General features: G+C 63.0%; 14 protein-coding genes. 4 read left to right on the forward strand and 10 right to left on the reverse strand.

All coding sequences use genetic code 11. The annotated features are described in order from the left end of the window. The first annotated feature begins 17 nt into the window (after positions 1-17). From arcA to HYH07_RS03465, 4 genes are all read left to right on the forward strand, one after another. Positions 18-1,280: an arginine deiminase gene (arcA, locus tag HYH07_RS03450; protein ID WP_220001132.1), complete on the forward strand. Its 1,263-nt coding sequence runs from the start codon at positions 18-20 to the stop codon at positions 1,278-1,280. A 394-nt stretch (positions 1,281-1,674) separates the two neighbouring features. Further along, positions 1,675-2,433 carry a histidine kinase gene (locus HYH07_RS03455; RefSeq protein ID WP_312016630.1) on the forward strand — a complete coding sequence of 253 codons (759 nt, stop codon included), beginning with the start codon at positions 1,675-1,677 and terminating at the stop codon, positions 2,431-2,433. An 88-nt stretch (positions 2,434-2,521) separates the two neighbouring features. Next, positions 2,522-3,151 carry a response regulator transcription factor gene (locus HYH07_RS03460; RefSeq protein WP_220001134.1) on the forward strand — a complete coding sequence of 210 codons (630 nt, stop codon included), beginning with the start codon at positions 2,522-2,524 and terminating at the stop codon, positions 3,149-3,151. Between the two features lie 170 nt (positions 3,152-3,321). Continuing rightward, the gene (locus HYH07_RS03465; protein WP_220001220.1) at positions 3,322-3,957 is read left to right on the forward strand and encodes a response regulator transcription factor; all 636 of its coding nucleotides are present in this window, start codon (positions 3,322-3,324) and stop codon (positions 3,955-3,957) included. A 164-nt stretch (positions 3,958-4,121) separates the two neighbouring features. Here the strand turns inward: HYH07_RS03465 and HYH07_RS03470 are convergent, their stop codons facing one another. From HYH07_RS03470 to HYH07_RS03515, 10 genes are all read right to left on the reverse strand, one after another. Further along, the gene (locus HYH07_RS03470; protein WP_220001135.1) at positions 4,122-6,233 is read right to left on the reverse strand and encodes a bifunctional diguanylate cyclase/phosphodiesterase; all 2,112 of its coding nucleotides are present in this window, start codon (positions 6,231-6,233) and stop codon (positions 4,122-4,124) included. Positions 6,234-6,259: 26 nt separating this feature from the next. Continuing rightward, positions 6,260-7,615 carry a globin-coupled sensor protein gene (locus HYH07_RS03475; RefSeq protein WP_220001136.1) on the reverse strand — a complete coding sequence of 452 codons (1,356 nt, stop codon included), beginning with the start codon at positions 7,613-7,615 and terminating at the stop codon, positions 6,260-6,262. A 60-nt stretch (positions 7,616-7,675) separates the two neighbouring features. Beyond that, on the reverse strand, positions 7,676-7,861 hold the full coding sequence (locus tag HYH07_RS03480; protein WP_220001137.1) for a hypothetical protein: 186 nt from the start codon (positions 7,859-7,861) through the stop codon (positions 7,676-7,678). Between the two features lie 220 nt (positions 7,862-8,081). After that, positions 8,082-9,077, reverse strand: coding sequence for a PAS domain-containing protein (locus HYH07_RS03485; protein ID WP_220001138.1), 996 nt, complete (start codon positions 9,075-9,077; stop codon positions 8,082-8,084). A 114-nt stretch (positions 9,078-9,191) separates the two neighbouring features. Then, a complete protein-coding gene (locus HYH07_RS03490; protein WP_220001139.1) occupies positions 9,192-9,482 on the reverse strand; it encodes a DUF3551 domain-containing protein in 291 nt (96 codons plus the stop codon). A gap of 80 nt (positions 9,483-9,562) precedes the next feature. Then, positions 9,563-9,916 (reverse strand): hypothetical protein, encoded by a 354-nt coding sequence (locus HYH07_RS03495; RefSeq protein WP_228749190.1) that lies wholly within the window; start codon positions 9,914-9,916, stop codon positions 9,563-9,565. Positions 9,917-10,046: 130 nt separating this feature from the next. Continuing rightward, positions 10,047-13,196: an efflux RND transporter permease subunit gene (locus HYH07_RS03500; RefSeq protein WP_220001141.1), complete on the reverse strand. Its 3,150-nt coding sequence runs from the start codon at positions 13,194-13,196 to the stop codon at positions 10,047-10,049. Beyond that, positions 13,193-14,269: an efflux RND transporter periplasmic adaptor subunit gene (locus tag HYH07_RS03505; protein ID WP_220001142.1), complete on the reverse strand. Its 1,077-nt coding sequence runs from the start codon at positions 14,267-14,269 to the stop codon at positions 13,193-13,195. Before HYH07_RS03505 ends, HYH07_RS03500 begins: the two co-directional genes overlap by 4 nt. Next, positions 14,266-15,381 carry an efflux RND transporter periplasmic adaptor subunit gene (locus HYH07_RS03510; protein ID WP_220001143.1) on the reverse strand — a complete coding sequence of 372 codons (1,116 nt, stop codon included), beginning with the start codon at positions 15,379-15,381 and terminating at the stop codon, positions 14,266-14,268. The genes HYH07_RS03505 and HYH07_RS03510 overlap by 4 nt, the downstream gene beginning before the upstream one ends. Then, positions 15,378-16,157, reverse strand: a complete 780-nt coding sequence (locus HYH07_RS03515) for a sensor histidine kinase (protein WP_312016631.1) — start codon at positions 16,155-16,157, stop codon at positions 15,378-15,380. The genes HYH07_RS03510 and HYH07_RS03515 overlap by 4 nt, the downstream gene beginning before the upstream one ends. Positions 16,158-16,243: the final 86 nt, after the last annotated feature.

Genomic DNA, 16,243 nt, shown 5'->3' on the forward strand with positions numbered 1-16,243 from the left:
CTCCCGGGAGAGTTCCCATGGCAAATCAGAACTCGGCCACTTCGATTCGCTTTGGTGTCCATTCGGAGGTCGGGCAATTGAGGAAGGTGATGGTCTGCTCGCCCGGCCGCGCCCATCAGCGTCTCACGCCGTCGAATTGCGACACCCTGCTGTTTGACGATGTGTTATGGGTGGAAAACGCGAAGCGCGATCATTTCGACTTCGTGCAGAAGATGCGCGACCGCGGCGTCGACGTCGTCGAGATGCACAACCTGCTGGCGGAGACGGTCGCGATCCCCGAGGCCAGGAAGTGGATTCTCGACAACCAGGTCGTTCCCGATCAGGTCGGCCTTGGTCTCGTCGACGAGCTTCGCTCCTACCTCGAAGGCCTCAAGCCGCGCGACCTTGCGGAGACCCTGATCGGCGGCGTGTCGACGCATGATTTCCCGGACGCACATGGCGGTGAGACGCTCAAGCTGGTCCGCGAAGCGGCAGGCATGACCGAATATCTGCTGCCGCCATTGCCGAACACGCTGTACACGCGGGATACGACCTGCTGGATCTACGGCGGGGTCACGCTCAACTCGCTCTATTGGCCTGCGCGCCACGAAGAGCCGATCCTCACGACGGCGATCTACAAGTTCCACCCGGATTTCGCCGGAAAGGTGAATGTCTGGTGGGGCGATCCGACCAGGGATCACGGACTGGCCACACTCGAAGGCGGCGACGTGATGCCGATCGGCAAGGGTAATGTGCTGATCGGCTTGAGCGAGCGCACCTCGCGTCAGGCGATCAGCCAGCTCGCTGCGGCTCTGTTCAAGCAGAAGGCGGCCGAGCGCGTCATCGTCGCCGCCATGCCGAAGTTGCGCGCTGCGATGCATCTCGACACCGTGTTCACCTTCGCCGACCGCGATTGCGTGCTGCTTTATCCCGACATCGTCAACAACATCACGGCGTACTCCTATCGTCCGGCCGCCAATGCCACCGGCATCGAACTGCGGAAAGACGAGAAGCCGTTCGTAGAGGTCGTGGCCGGATCGCTCGGCCTGAAGAGGCTGCGCGTCGTCGAGACGGGCGGCAACGCCTATATGCGCGAGCGAACGCAGTGGGACAGCGGAGCTAACCTGGTTTGCGCCTCACCAGGCGTCGTGTTCGCCTATGATCGCAACACCTATACCAACACGCTGCTGCGCAAGGAGGGGATCGAGGTGATCACCATCGTCGGCGCCGAGTTGGGACGGGGCCGCGGAGGCGGACACTGCATGACCTGCCCGATCACCAGGGACGCGGTGGACTACTAGGCGGATCGCGTGAGGACCGGCCGTGGCCGGCGTGCCACGGCCGAACGCCGCTTTGGGCGAGATGGAACTCAAATCGAGTCCCGATCGTAACAGCGAAGCGTGGGCCTCCGCGCATGGTTCGCGAGGGCCATTCGCAGCGCTTGCACATCTATTGCATCGTATTTGAATCACTGTCCGACTGCGGCACAAACTGCATACTCGAACCTGTCGGCCTTCACAGATTTGAGAACTCGACCCTGCAGCAGTGCAACTTGTTTGTACCCGCAACCTAACGGTGTATAACAGTCGTGCCCTACGGGCGCGCGCATTCGTCCGCTACGCCCAGTCGGGCAGGTAGGAGACGCTCGATATTGAAATTCGGTGTGGAGCGTCACCGGAGAAGTGAGTGCGTGCCGTGAAGCCACATCGCTCTTCCCCCAGCGACCTGGATCATCCGATTTTCAATTTGGCGTCCATCCAGGAGGATATCCAGCAGCGGATTGCTTCCGATCTGCACGATTCGACATGCCAGCATTTGATCGCTGCGAGCCTCGGCCTGATGCGGATCCGGCGGAGCCTTTGCGATCCGGCCGCGACCGAGCGGATTTGCCAGGAAATCGACGCGTCGATCGACGAAGCGCTCCGGGAAATTCGCGCCTTTGCCTATCTGCTGCATCCGCAGAATCTGACGCTGGAGAGGCTGAAGGCCACGGTCGAGCATTACGCGGATGGTTTCGCGGCGCGCACGTCGCTACGGGTCACGACCAGAATCGCCCCAGAGGTCGATCTGCTGCCTTACGAAAAGCAGCGCTCGATCCTGCGGGTCGTTCAGGAGGGCCTCACGAACGTGTTCCGTCACGCGAAGGCGACGGAAGTGGGTATCGTCCTTGATGTGGCCGAGAGCGAACTTAGGCTGACGATCAGCGACAACGGGCGCGGGTTTCGAGCCGACCGCGCCGGGCCGGGAGCGACGCCGATATCGATCGGCGTTGGAATTCCCGCGATGAAAGCGAGACTTCAGCAAATCGGAGGTTCGCTCGAGATCTACTCCGATACGACGGCACACCGCTCCGGCACGATACTTCGCGCCGTGTTTCCGCACGGTCTGACGCCGAACAGGCGCAACTCGCGAAAGGCGGGCACCGTGATACGTGGAGCTACGAGAGCACTGTGAGGGAACAAGAACACTGAACACCGATGGCAGGCGAGAATAGAGCCATTCAAGCCGGGCCGCCGTGTGAATCACCCCGGAGTACTCGGACATGAAGCGTTTCCTTATCGCTGATGATCATGAAGCCGTGCGATCAGGTTTGCGAGCAGTGCTCGAGCAGCGAACGGATTGGGAAGTGGTCGCCGAAGTGAGCGACGGCGGCAAGGTGTTGAGCGCGGCAATCGAGAGCCAGCCGCATGTCGCGATCGTGGATTTTTCGATGCCGCGAATGACGGGCGTGGAGGTTGCGCGGCGGATCAGGGAATATCCGTTGCCGACGGAAGTCCTGATCTTCACGGTGCACAATTCCGGCCTGCTTGCGGAGCAGGCGTTCGAGGCCGGTGCACGCGCGTTCCTGGTCAAATCGGACGCAAACAGATTGCTTCTGGCAGCCGTCGAATCGCTTCTGGTGCATAGGCGATTCTGCAGCGTGAGTTGCCCGAGTGGAACGAACCGGACATCGTGCGGCAATGCCGACCAGTCCCACGGGCTCACTCCGCGCGAGCAGCTCGTCGTCAAGCTGGTTGCGGAAGGTTACAGCAACAAAAGCATCAGCACGGTCCTGAACCTCAGTGTCAAGACGACGGAGGCGCATCGGGCGGCGGCCATGCGCAAGCTGGACGTGAATTCAACTGCCGGCCTGGTCCGATACGCCGTGCGCGCGTCGCTGGTCGAGGCGTGAGGGCGCATTGGCCCCGGAGTGTCGCGAGCGAGGGCGCCAGCTGAGTAACTTCGCAGAAGCATCTCAGGGTTTTGTAGGATAATCCTGCAATGTGCGATCGATAGGATCGTTCGACTTTGCCGCCGCCGGTCATCTACTGGATTGTGGCCGAAACAACGAGAACGACGCCCGTGAAACGCATCTTGATTGCGGATGATCATGAAGTCGTGCGCTCCGGGCTGCGCGCAATCGTTGAAATGCAGCCGAACTGGATTGTTGCGGGCGAAGCGAGCAATGGCGAGCAGGCCATTGCGTTGGCCTTGGAGGCGAGGCCGGACATCGTGATCGTCGACTACTCGATGCCGCTCATCAACGGACTGGAGGTCAGTCGCCGTCTCAGGGCGCTCCATCAGCGTACGGAAGTGTTGATCTTGACGATGCACGAGGACGAGGAGCTGCTGACGGAAGCGGTTCTGGCCGGCGTCCGCGGCTTTTTGTTCAAGTCGGATGCCAAGAAGCACCTCATTTTCGCGATCGAGGCGCTGCTCGACGGAAGACCCTATTTTACCAGCGCCCTAGTGGAGAAGCTCCTGCACGACTACCAGCTCAACAAGCAGGGCAAGTCGGGCATGCTGCTAACGTCGCGCGAGCAAAGCATCGTCCAATTGATTGCGGAAGGGCATACCAACAGATCCATCGGCGTTGTTCTGAAGCTGAGCGTGAAGACGGTCGAGACCCATCGCGCCTCGGCGATGCGCAAGCTCGGAATGTCGTCAACGGCCGAACTGGTCCGCTATGCGATCCGCAAGAAGCTGGTTGTGCCGTAGCTATCCGGTTCTGCCTTCATCTCGAAAAACAACCCCATGCACAGTAGCCGACGCATTGACGCCACTGCGATTTTTTCGATTTTTACGAAAAAAGGCTTGATCCGTCGGGCAAAACAGGGGCATGATGTCAGGATCAGGCAGCTGACGGTCAACCATGCGCCGGTTCACAAGCCCGGCTTGCATCCGACAGCCGCGCTCGCCCGCTCCAGCGGGCCGAATGGCGCAGGCCTGCCCAGCAGATAGCCCTGCACCGAATCGATTCCTTGACCCCGCAAATACGCAAGCTGCTCCATCGTTTCGACACCTTCCGCCGTGACCTCCACATCGAGGCCGCGGGCCAATGTCATGATGGATGCGACGACCGCCCTGCTCGCCGGCTTGCCCGGCAGCTCGCTCGTAAACGAGCGGTCGATCTTGAGCTTGTCGAACGGAAATGAGACGACCGAACCCAGCGAGGCATAGCCGACGCCGAAGTCATCTAGGGCAAAGGTTATTCCAAGGTCCTTCAACCGGCGAAACAACAGGAGATTCTCCTCTCTGTCCTGCAGCAGCATTGATTCCGTCACTTCGAGCTCGAGCCGATGCGGCGGAAGGCCGGTTTTCATCAGCACGCCGATGATGGAGTCGAACAGCAGCCCTCCCCGGAATTGAGCCGGAGACAAATTGACCGCAACCCTAAGCTCTGCGGGCCACGATGCGGCGTCTGCGCACGCCCTTTCCAGGGTCCAACGTCCCAATGCCTCCATTAGCCCGCTATCTTCGGCAACTCCGATGAACTCATCTGGATAAAGCAAGCCTCGCGTGGGATGGCGCCATCGCAGCAGCGCTTCCGCGCTGCGCGGCCGCAGGGATTCGGCCTCGCAGATAGGTTGATAGTGGAGCTCGAACTCGCCGCGCGCAACCGAAGCACGGAGCTCATTGACGAGCCGATTGCGGTCTTGCGCGCGGCTGCGCATTTCATCCTCAAAGACATGAAATCCGCTGCGTCCGTCCGATTTGACTCGATACAGAGCCAAGTCGGCCTTGTAGAGCAGCTCTGGAACCGTAACGCCATGCAATGGTGCAATCGAGATTCCGATGCTGACGCCGACCGAGGCCTCCTGCGACTCTATCGAGAACGGTATGGCGATCGCCTGCAGCAGATCGATCGCGAGCGCCTCGGTCTGTTTACGCTCGTCGGTGGAGCTGGTCTGCACGATGGCGAATTCGTCACCCCCCAGACGTGCGATCAGGGCAGTTTCTGGAACAACCGAGACAAGACGTCCGCTTAGCTGCTTGAGCAATGCATCGCCGGCGGCATGACCGAGCGTGTCATTCACATGCTTGAAGCCGTCGAGATCAAGCAAGTAAATGATCAGCTGCTGCCGTCTTGCCTGTGCTCGGGATAGCCGTTCCGAAAGATCGTCCAGGAGAGCAGCGCGGTTCAGAAGACCGGTCAACGCATCATGGCGGGCCGCATGACTGAGCTGCGCTTCGGCCTTCTTTCGGGCAGTAATATCGACCCGGATCGCCATGTAGGCAACCGGCTTCCCGTCAGGACCAAGCTGGGGCGTGATCACGGTGTCGACCCAGTAGAGCTCCCCACTTTTGGCCCTGTTGCACAGCTCGCCCCGCCAGACGCCTCCTAGGGCGAGGCAACGGTACATCTGGCGAAAAACCTGCGATGAATGAACCCCCGATTTCAGGAGACGGTGGTTGCTTCCAACCAGCTCCTCCCGATTGTACCCGCTGATCTCGCAAAACCGATCGTTGGCGTAGGTGATGTTGCCGCGGACGTCCGTGATCGCGACAATGACGGCCTGGTCGATTGCGTACTGCCTCTCGATCAGTTCCTGCCTCGCTTCTTCGGCCCGGACCATTGCGAGGCGAAGCTCGGTAACATCGCGGTGCCGTTCGACGAAGCCACCGTCTGACATCGGATGCATATCGAGCTCGACGAACGACCCGTCTTGCAATTCATAGGTGGTGCCGAACGCTTCGCGCCGACCTATGGCCGCCAGATAGCCGGCCAATTGGTCATTTGCCTTCGCCCCGACCACCCGGGCATGGCGGCTTATGAAAACATCCTCAGCGGGGCGCCCCGGCGAGACCTCCGAAGACCTCAGTGAATAGAGGCTGCGGTGCTGTTCATTAGCTATCACCAGCCTGGATCGCCAGTCGAAGACACACAGGCCATGAGAGCTGCTTTCGATGGCGGTGTGGAGCAGTTGCTCCCAGTTCACCTCGCGCTTCGGCGCGCGTCCGCCGACCCCGAAATCAATCGTTGGTTGAGTCATTTGTGCCGCCAGACTTTTGAATGCTGCTAGGCTGCTCGAATTTCGGCAAAGAACGTTTCCACCTCCGACCGAAGCGCCGCAGCCTGCACCGAGAGCTCTTCGGACGCCCCCAGGAGTCTTGCCGCTGTCTGCCGAGTTTCAGTGGCGGCTTGGCTCACCCCGGTGATATTGGTGGATACCTCCTGCGTGCCCTGGGCCGCCTGCTGGATATTTCGCGCGATCTCGGCGGTCGCAACGCCCTGCTCTTCCACGGCCGCCGCTACGACGGTAGCGATCTCGCTGACGGAGCCGATGGTGCGGCCGATATCCTGTATCGCCGCCACCGCGCCCCTGGTTGCGCCCTGAATCGAGAGAATCTGCTCTCCGATTTCGCCAGTAGCCTTCGCCGTCTGCTCCGCCAAGGCCTTGACTTCGGAGGCAACGACAGCGAAGCCGCGCCCGGCCTCCCCGGCTCGCGCGGCTTCGATCGTGGCATTGAGAGCAAGCAAGTTAGTCTGTCCCGCGATTGTACTGATCAGCTCAACCACGTCGCCGATCCGCTGCGCCGCCTTCGCAAGGCTCTGGACTGTGTCGCCGGATCGCGCTGACTGCTCGACCGCAATCCGGACGATCTTCGTCGAGTCGGACACCTGACGGCCGATCTCCTGAATTGACGAGGTCAGTTGCTCGGTGGATGCGGCAACCGCCTGCACATTCGTCGATGCTTCTTCCGAAGCTGCCGCCACCGCGCCGGACTGCTGGGTCGATTGCGAGGAGCTTGCCGCCAGGGCATTGGCTGCGCTCTGGAGACTGTCCGCCGAACCATCGACGGTGTCCAATACCCTCTTCATCCGGGAATCAAAGCTGCGGATCGCAGCGTGGACCTTCTCCTGCCGCCTTTCCCGCTCGGCAAGCATTGCCTCCTGGTAGACGGAGATGGCGATTTCCATGTCGAGCATCACGGCGCAATTCACCGCGCTCAAGATCTCGCAGAGACGCCTTTGTCTCCAGCGATAGCGCCGCGTGGCGAGTGCCACGAGCTGGTTCAGAACAAAATTGTATCCACCAATGTACCAACGCGGCTCCAGGCCGATCTTGTTGTGGACCATGCCAATGGCACGGACCCCCTTCAGGTATTCGTCATCGAACCGCCCGTTGAACAACCGCGCCCAATGCGTGCCCTGGGCTGATTTCAGCCTGGGAATATCGTTGCCGATCAATCGGGCTAGCTGAGGCTCACTGGTTACGTGCCGGTAGAAACCGTCGAGAATGCGCGGAACGGCCGGCTCGGCAATGGCCCAGAACTCCCGCAACAGCTCCCCCGTGCGTGGCGCGATTCCCATGAAGCGCAGTCTCGCCTGGGCGTGCTGATCGGAGGTGGCGCGGGCGGGCAGGTCCGTCATGGTCTGGTCCTTTCAAAAGTGATTGTGAAAACAAGTACGGGAATCCGGCACCGAACCAGCTCAGCCGACGAACCGGTCGGAATAGCTTGAAAGGGTGAGCGCCATGTCGACGGCCACGTATTTTTCGAGTGTGACGACGAGCGCCGCGATGACGAGGTCACTCGGCTCGTCGAGCAAGCCCCATAGCCGCTCAGCCAGAATCCGGGTGCGCGTGTCGATTGCGAGATATCGAATAATCTGCGTCATGATGCTTGCACGTCTCGCCGGAGCTCCACGTGCAGAACAATAATGCCGACCCTGCTAACCTTCTGTTAGGCAAAATTGGCGGCTGCGAAGCGAATTGCGCGCGCATTGCCTATGTCCGCGCACCTCACTTCGGCAGTCTAGAGCCAAATTTGTGGCGATGGTCATCGATCGGCAAATGCAACGACAAATCTTGCGGAATCAGCCCTGGTGACGCGCCAAATTAGCGAGGACGCACACCCGGTTTTCCAGCCTCCGGAAACAAAAATTCGACACCGGCGCTCGCGAACGCGGCTTCGATCGCAGCAAGCGCCGGGTCGTTGTGAGGCGGAGCGCCGTCCGCTTCTTCCAGTCGTCGAATGGTCGCACGCGTGATCCCCGCAGCCTGCGCCAAATCCTTGACCGACCACCGCACGAGCCCGCGCGCCGCCCTGATTTGCGCCCCCGTCATGCGGTGGGTACCGGCGCGCGCCGTATCGCGGTCCAGATCAACACTGATCCCCAGCCACTCCTTGATATTGCCCGCATCATCCAGCAGCGGCTGGCCGGTGGAACGCTTCCATTTGAAAGTACCGTCGGCCTGGAGAAAGCGGTGCACGACGTCATAGCCGCGCTTCTCCCGGCTCGCGGCCGCACAAACTCCGAGCATCTTCTCCTGATCATCGGGATGGACGAGCTGGAGCCAGCCAGATTCGGACGCAACGATCTGGCTGCCATGATCACAATTGACGACTTCGTGGATTCGACCGTCCGATTTGGCGATCCACACCACGGCTCCCGCAGCCTTGATCAGGGCACGGTACCGCTCATCGGCAATCCGCAGCCGGTTGAGCTGATCCTCGCGGGTCGTGATATCGGTGCAGACACCGATGGCCTTCTCCGCCGCCCCCTCCTGGTCAACAAAGACGATGATCTGACAGTAGATCCAGGCGATGTTGCCGCCGCGGCGAATGACGCGGAATTTCCGTCTGATGGTCGAGGCCTCCTGGATGACCCGCTCCACCTCGGCCTGCGCGCCTCGATCGTCCGGATGGGTAACCTGGAGGATGGCCGCAAAGGATGGCGCTACCTTTCCCGGCTCGATCCCCAGAAGATCATGATACCCGCGGGACCAGTGCATCTCATCGGTACGCAGATTCCAGCTCCACAATCCGCACCGCAGCTCTCGCTCGATCAGACCGAAGCTTTCTTCGGTGCCTCTCTTCAAGAGGTCCAACATTTCTTGCTCTTGTTAATCCAAACCGCCGAAGACTTAACCAAGTCAGGAATGTTGTCCAGCAGTATGCCAACCGGCCCGCCGTGCGTTGAATGACGATGATGCGGATCGACCTCGCTATCGCCCGAAAACCTCGTCGGCCTGCAGGTCAGTGGCGGTATGCATCTTCGGAGCATGGGCAAATGATGCGATCGTCTCGCTGGCCGGGCTGCGCGAGCAGCTTCCGCCACGGCCAGCGATTGTCGCCACGCACCGGTCGATTGTCTCGAACGCGCAGCTCCGCATACCCGAGTCATAGTCGAGCCGGCAGAACGAATATTCCTTTGCCGCGGCCTGCTCCTCCGGGATCAGAGTCGTCGCGGCAGTCGACGCCGCGATAACCGCGGCGACGACTAAAATCCTCTGCATGCTTGCTTCCGTCATCTGTTGATGCTGAGACCCACAAGGCTCAGCGGGACTGCTCTATTCAAATACAACGCCCACACGAGCTAGTCGCAGACGAGGTACCTGCGATGACGGCTGTAAAAGTAACGGCATTCGCTACTCGCATAGTCGCTCGAGCGCGATCCGCCGGAGGCGTATCCAGCGTAGGCCCCGGCTGCGTAAGCGCCGGCATAAGCCGCGGCCCGCGCACCATATCCATAGCCGCGCCAGCCGCCATAGCGATAGCCTGCACCACCGATGTTGACCGCGGTCGTCCGCGCGGAGCCCACCAGAGCCGGCCCGCCGCCGGCACCTCGCGCGGCAAGATCAACGCGCGGCCCCGCTGCCGGACCGAGCCGAGGGCCGCCAAGCGCGGCGGGACCGGGACCTGCGAGAGCTGGGGGCGCTGCTGGAGCCATCGGTGGAGGGCCCGCGGGGGGTGGCGGCGGAAACTGCGCAAACGCCATGGACGGGGCGAGCGAACTCGCCGCGATCGTCACAGCGACAGCAAGCGTTGAACGAGTCTTCGAGAGCATCATCGTCTCCATTCTAGATCTGGGGCTCGAGCACGGACTCCGGGGCGTGGTGAGCGGGCCTCCGTTCGGCCGGCGCTTCGCTCGCAACGGAGTCGGGCTCATGTGAAGGTGAATCGTCCTCGTGGCCTGGATGGATCCTGAACCACGCCACGTACAGCGCCGGCAGAAACAGCAGGGTCAGCAGCGTGCCGACGATGATGCCCCCCATCATGGCGTATGCCATCGGGCCCCAGAAAATCTCCCGCGCGATCGGAATGAGCGCGAGGCTTGCGGCGGCCGCAGTGAGAAGGATCGGTCGCATGCGATGCTCGGTTGCCTCGACGACCGCATCCCAGGCAGGCCTGCCCTCCTTTCTCAGATCCTCGATCTGCACGATCAGGATCACGGAGTTTCGCACCAGGATTCCGATCAGCGCGAGCACGCCGAGGATCGCGACGAAGCCCAGCGGCGCGCCGCTCGGCAGCATGGCCATGACGACGCCGATCAGCGCGAGCGGCGCAACGGCGAACACAAGGAACAGGCGCGAAAAGCTCTGCAGCTGCAACATCAGCACGGTCGCCATGACGAACAGCATCAGCGGCGCCACCGCGATGATCGGCCCCTGGCTCTTGGCACTCTCCTCTACCGAGCCGCCGATCTTGATCGCGTAGCCCGCCGGCAGCTGCTTGGCAAATTCCGCTACACTCGGCGCGAGCTGGTCGACGACCGTCTTCGGCTGAACGTTGCCGACGACGGCAGCCTTCAGCGTGATGGTCGGAATCCGCGCGCGCCGCCAGATCGTGGGCTGCTCCAGCTCGTAGCGCAGATTGGCGACGGCACCGAGCGGGACCGGTTGGCCGCCCAGCCCGGTCAGTTGCAGATCGCGCAGCGTATCGATCGAGGCGCGCTCCTTCGCAGTCGCACGTCCCGTGACATTGACGAGATAGATGCTGTCCCGCACCTGCGTGATCGGCGAGCCCTGCAGCACGGAGTTCAGCGTGGTGGCGATGTCTTCCGAGGTCAGGCCGAGCTGGCGCGCCTTGTCCTGGAACACGTCGACCTTGACGACGCGGGCCGGCTCCATCCAGTCGAACACCACGTTGCCGAGATCGGGACTGCTCCGCACGATTCCCGCAAGCTTCTGTGAGAGATCGCGCACCTTGGCGATATCAGGCCCGCTGAGACGGTATTGCACCGGCCGCCCGACTGGAGGGCCGACCTCGAGCAGCTTGACGTAGGTGTCGGTGCCCGGGAACGTCCTCCTCAAATAGTCCTCGAACTGCGCCTTGAGCCGGTCGCGCGCCGGGATGCCGCCCTTCGTCACGATCACCTGCTGGCCGAACCAGGTGTTGGCAGTCTGAACATCGAACGACAGCACGAAGCGCGGCGCGCCAGTGCCGACATAGGTCGACCAGTGCTCGACCGCATCGTTGCCCTGCAACTGCTCGCGCTCGAAGCGAGCCATCTGGCCGTTGGTGTCGGTGATCGAGGCATTCTGCGGCAGGTTCCAATCGATGACGAGCTCGGCACGGTCGGACGAGGGGAAGAACTGCTGCTGCACGAACTGCATGCCGAACAAGGCGAGCAGGAAGGCGCCGGCCGTCACCGCAATGGTGCCCCAGCGGTGATGCATGCAGAACAGCAGGAGGCGCGCGAACATCTGCGCCACGCGGCCCTTCTGCTCGTGGTGTCCCTTCATCCTGGCCGGCAGGATGGTGACGCCGAGCAGCGGGGTGAACAAGACCGCCACGATCCAGGAGACGATCAGAGATACCGCGATCACCACGAACAGGGTGAAGGTGAACTCGCCGGCGTTGCTGCTGTTGAGCCCGATCGGGATGAAGCCGGCCACGGTGACAAGCGTTCCCGTCAGCATCGGAAATGCGGTCGACGTATAGACGTGGGTGGCCGCCTTTTCGAGGGGATCGCCGATCTCGAGCCGCGCCACCATCATCTCGACCGCGATCATGGCATCGTCGACCAGGAGGCCAAGCGCGATGATCAGGGCGCCCAGCGAAATGCGCTGCAGCGAGATGCCGCAATAGGCCATCACCACGAAGGTGATCGCGAGCACGAGCGGAATGGCGATGGCGACCACGAGACCTGCCCGCAAGCCCAGGCTCAGGAAGCTGATGCCGAGCACGATGATCACGGCCTCGAACAGCGCTTCGGTGAAGCCGGACACGGCATGTTCGACCACGACGGGCTGGTCGGCAACAAGGTGCACGCCGACGCCGATCGGCAGGTCGGCGATGATCCCAGTCATCTCCTCCTTCAGCGCCTCGCCGAACTGGAGCAGGTTGGCACCGGACTTCATGCCGATCGCCAGCGCAATGGCGGGCTGACCGTTGTATCTGAACAGCGTCGACGGCGGATCGGCATAGCCGCGCGTGATCGTGGCAACATCGGTCAGCGGGAAGAAGCGATCGTTGATGCGCAGATTGACCGTCTTCAAGCTCGCCTCGGAGGCGAACTGGCCGTTGACGCGGACGCTGATGCGCTCCGGCCCCTCCTGGAACACGCCGGAGGGCGCCACCGCGTTCTGACCTTGCAGCGAAGTCATGACGGCTTTGATATCGAAGCCGAGAGCCGCGACCTTGCGGGTGGAGAGTTCGAGATAGATCACCTCGTCCTGCGCGCCGAGAATGTCGACCTTGCCGACATCGGGCACGGTCAGCACCTTGGCCCTTATATCCTCGACCCGGTCGCGGAGCTGTCGCTGGCTCAAGCCGTCGCTGGTGAAGGCGTAGACGTTGCCGAAGACGTCACCGAAGCGGTCGTTGAAACCGGGGCCGACCACGCCTTGCGGGAGATCGCCCCGGATGTCTGCGATCATGTTGCGAACGCGCACCCAGGTCGGCTTGACGTCGGCCGCCTTGGTCGAATCGCGCAAGTAGACGAAGACGGTGGTCTGGCCCGCGACCGTCACGCTCTTGGTGTAGTCGAGCGATTCCAGCTCCTCCAGCTTCTTCTCGATCCGGTCGGTGACCTGCCGCGTCATCTCCTCGGGCGAGGCGCCCGGCCACTGCGCCTGGATCACCATGGTCTTGATGGTGAAATCAGGGTCCTCCTGCCGTCCCAGCTGGAGATAGGCAAACAGGCCGGCCGCCATGAAGGCGATCATGAAATACCAGACGAGCGAGCGATGGCCGAGCGCCCAGTCGGAGAGGTTGAACGACTTCATGGCTCTTGATCCTGTTGGATGCGGACGTGCTGTCCCGGCTTGAGGCTGTGAACTCCGGCGGTGACGACGCGGGCGCCTGCGGCAAGCCCGCCGATGACGCGGATGCCTGCCGGCTCGGCGACGCCGTCGATTTTCTGCAGCGAGACGGTGCTGGTGGTTTGATCGACCACCCAGACGAATTCGGCGCCGTCCCTGGCGAGCACCGCTGATGCGGGCAGGCGCAAGACCTTGCCCTGATCCTTGCCGAGCCTGGCCGTGACCGTCGCGCCGAGGCGGAAGCTTTCGGGCGGATTGTCGAGAGCAATCCGAACGCGGCGCAGCCGCGTCAGCGCGTCCGCCTGCGGCGCGATTTCACGGATCCTGCCCTCCACCTCGACGGCGGGAAGGAGCTGCAGGCTGACAGTGAAGGCGAGCCCCACCTCGAGCGGCACGGGAAAGTCGTCCCCGATATCGACGACCGCCTCGCGAATGTCCGGCCGCGCGACCGTCACGACGGTTTGGCCGGGCGAGACCACCTGGCCCACTTCCGCACCAACGGCGGTGACGACGCCGCCGAAGTCGGCCTTGATCTGGGCATAGCCGAGCTGCTCGATTGCTTTCGTCAGGCTCGCCTGCTCCTGTGCGACGCTCGCTTCGGCTCCGGCGCGCGCTTGCTCGGCATTGTCGAGTGTCTGTTTCGTGGTCGCGTCGCTGGTGATCAGCGTCCGTTGCCGCTCCTCCGTGGCCCTGGCCGTCGCAAGCTGCGCCTCAGCCTTCGCAAGCTGGGCTTTGGCGGCGCGAACGGCGAGATTGAGCGCGGTGGGATCGATCGTGCCGATGATTTGTCCTTCGCTGACGATGTCGCCAACATAGACCGGACGCGAGGTCAGCCGTCCGAGCACGCGAAAGCCGAGGTTGGTCTTGTAGCGCGGCTCGACGACGCCAACGGCAACGGTGCTGTCGCCGCTGTTCGGCTCGGCCAGCATCGAGAGCACGGGGCGCACGGGCTCCGGCGCGTTCGTCTCCTGCTGACACCCGGCGAGCAGCGAGGCCGCCGCGAGCGTGCCGGCAATCATCATGATCGGTCGCTTCATGACCGGCCTCCCGCTTCAGTCACCAACTGGCCAACGCTCAGGAGCTTGCCGCCGTCAACGACGACGCGCTCGCCGGGCTCGAGGCCAGCCTTGATCAGCACCTGTCCGGCCTCGTATGCGCCGACCGTGACCGGCTTCAGCGACGCCGTCTGCGTCTTGGGGTCGACGGTCCAGACGGCGGCTTTCCTGCCCGCGGCCATCAGTGCGCTCCAGGGCAAGGCGATCTCGTTCTGAGGCTTCGCCTTGACCGTTCCGGCGACGGCGCTGCCCAGTGTCATGGCGGCCGGCGGATTCTCGATGGACACCTTGACGCGGATCGTGGAGCTCTTCGCATCGATCACCGGTGAAATCTCTCTCACCTCACCCGTTGCTGTCACATTGGGATCGGAGACGAGCGCCAGCGTGACGCGGCGGCTGTCGGCCTGGCGGAGGAAGGCGGATTCATAGAGCTCGAAAACGGCGTCACGCTCTCCGTCCTGCGCGAGCGAGAACACGGATTGCGCGGCAGCCACGACCTGGCCGACCTCGAGATTTCGCGCGGTCACGACGCCGTCCGCTTCGGCGCGAAGGACGGTGTAGCCGAGCGCATCCTGCGAGGTGCCGAGCTGCGCCCGGGCTGCTTCCAGCGCCCCCTGCGCCGTTCGCAGGCCCTCCTGGGCCTGATCGTAGACGGTGCGGGTGGTGAAGCCGCTTGCGATCAGCGCGCTCTGGCGCTCGAACGTTGCCTTCGCCACACGGAGCTGAGCTTCGGCGGAGGCCACTGCCGCGGTCGCAGCATCCACGTCGGCCGCCTGCTCGGCCTGATCGAGCCGGGCGAGGACGTCGCCCTTGTTGACGTGAGCACCAACGTCCACGGTGCGCGCAACCACACGTCCGTCGACGCGGAAGGAAAGGTCGGCACGGAAGCGGGCCTGAACCTCTCCCGTCAATGTGATGGCGCCTTGCCGGTCGCGCGGCTGCACGATCGTGGTCCGGACCAGCGTGGCCCGCGTGGCCGTCTGCGCCGCGTGATCATTGCAGCCGCTCAGTGCGATACTGACGAGCGCGCCCGCTGCGGCGAAAACCTTCACCGCACGCGGCGCCATGATCGGATGGGAGGATCGGCTGGTCATGGCGCGACCGTCGGATGGGAAAGCGTCAACAGCCCGGCCAGCGCATCCCTGGATCGGCGGGAAGCGAGCGCTGTGTCACTTGAAGCGGTGGCCTTCGTGCGGCGCGGCGCCCTCATCTGGCGCGTCGCGATGGTCCAGTTTGCGTCCCGTTCGCGCTCGGTCAGCGGGAACGAGAGCACGATCGAGGTGAATTCGGTGCCAAAACCCTGCTCAATCCGGCCGCCGAGCGCTCTGGCGATATCCCGCGCGATCCGCAATTCGCGGTCTGACGCATCGCGCGCGGGACGCGAGCCGTTGTCCAGGATCACGCAGTTCACCAGCGCGCCGGTCCGGGTCAACTTGACCCTGATCTGCCCGGGTCTCGCGTCGAAGCAGGCGTGCCGCGCCGCGTGCATCACGAGTTCGTGGACGATCAGCCCCAGATGCCAGCAGCGCTCCGGCTGCAGCGCGAGCGGCTGGGTCGCGAATGCCAGCTGAATGTTCATCCGGTCCAGAACCGCGCGCCGCATGCCACAGCCCAGCTTGCGAATGGAGGTCGCGGCGTGGATCAGCGTGTCGCCCGCGGGCATGGCCAGCGCACGGTGCACATCGGCGTAGCCATGCAGCAGCTCGACGACGTCGCTCAGCGCGCATTTGGCTTCCGCCCCCTCGACCCGGATGGCCGCGGCGGAGACCAGGTCGATGGCGAAGGCAACGCCATTGCTGACCCTGTGGTGCAGCTCCCGCAGCAGCGGGCCTTCCTGCAAGCCGGACGGCCCTCGGTTCAACAGAGTCACGACATTCTCCTCATTTGGATCGAACGATCCGGCCAAAGTCCACTTTGCGGCCCGGATCATCCGGGGCGCTCGCCAGGCCTGCCGAG

It is taken from the genome of Bradyrhizobium sp. BR 10261, from assembly GCF_019455395.1.
Lineage (GTDB): Bacteria > Pseudomonadota > Alphaproteobacteria > Rhizobiales > Xanthobacteraceae > Bradyrhizobium > Bradyrhizobium manausense.

Excerpts from the sequence above, each read along its gene's own strand:
- arcA (WP_220001132.1), top strand. The coding sequence starts at position 18 with ATGGCAAATCAGAACTCGGCCACTTCGATTCGCTTTGGTGTCCATTCG.
- HYH07_RS03460 (WP_220001134.1), top strand. The coding sequence starts at position 2,522 with ATGAAGCGTTTCCTTATCGCTGATGATCATGAAGCCGTGCGATCAGGT.
- HYH07_RS03470 (WP_220001135.1), bottom strand. The coding sequence starts at position 6,233 with ATGACTCAACCAACGATTGATTTCGGGGTCGGCGGACGCGCGCCGAAG.
- HYH07_RS03475 (WP_220001136.1), bottom strand. The coding sequence starts at position 7,615 with ATGACGGACCTGCCCGCCCGCGCCACCTCCGATCAGCACGCCCAGGCG.
- HYH07_RS03480 (WP_220001137.1), bottom strand. The coding sequence starts at position 7,861 with ATGACGCAGATTATTCGATATCTCGCAATCGACACGCGCACCCGGATT.
- HYH07_RS03485 (WP_220001138.1), bottom strand. The coding sequence starts at position 9,077 with ATGTTGGACCTCTTGAAGAGAGGCACCGAAGAAAGCTTCGGTCTGATC.
- HYH07_RS03490 (WP_220001139.1), bottom strand. The coding sequence starts at position 9,482 with ATGCAGAGGATTTTAGTCGTCGCCGCGGTTATCGCGGCGTCGACTGCC.
- HYH07_RS03495 (WP_228749190.1), bottom strand. The coding sequence starts at position 9,916 with ATGGCTCCAGCAGCGCCCCCAGCTCTCGCAGGTCCCGGTCCCGCCGCG.
- HYH07_RS03500 (WP_220001141.1), bottom strand. The coding sequence starts at position 13,196 with ATGAAGTCGTTCAACCTCTCCGACTGGGCGCTCGGCCATCGCTCGCTC.
- HYH07_RS03505 (WP_220001142.1), bottom strand. The coding sequence starts at position 14,269 with ATGAAGCGACCGATCATGATGATTGCCGGCACGCTCGCGGCGGCCTCG.
- HYH07_RS03510 (WP_220001143.1), bottom strand. The coding sequence starts at position 15,381 with ATGACCAGCCGATCCTCCCATCCGATCATGGCGCCGCGTGCGGTGAAG.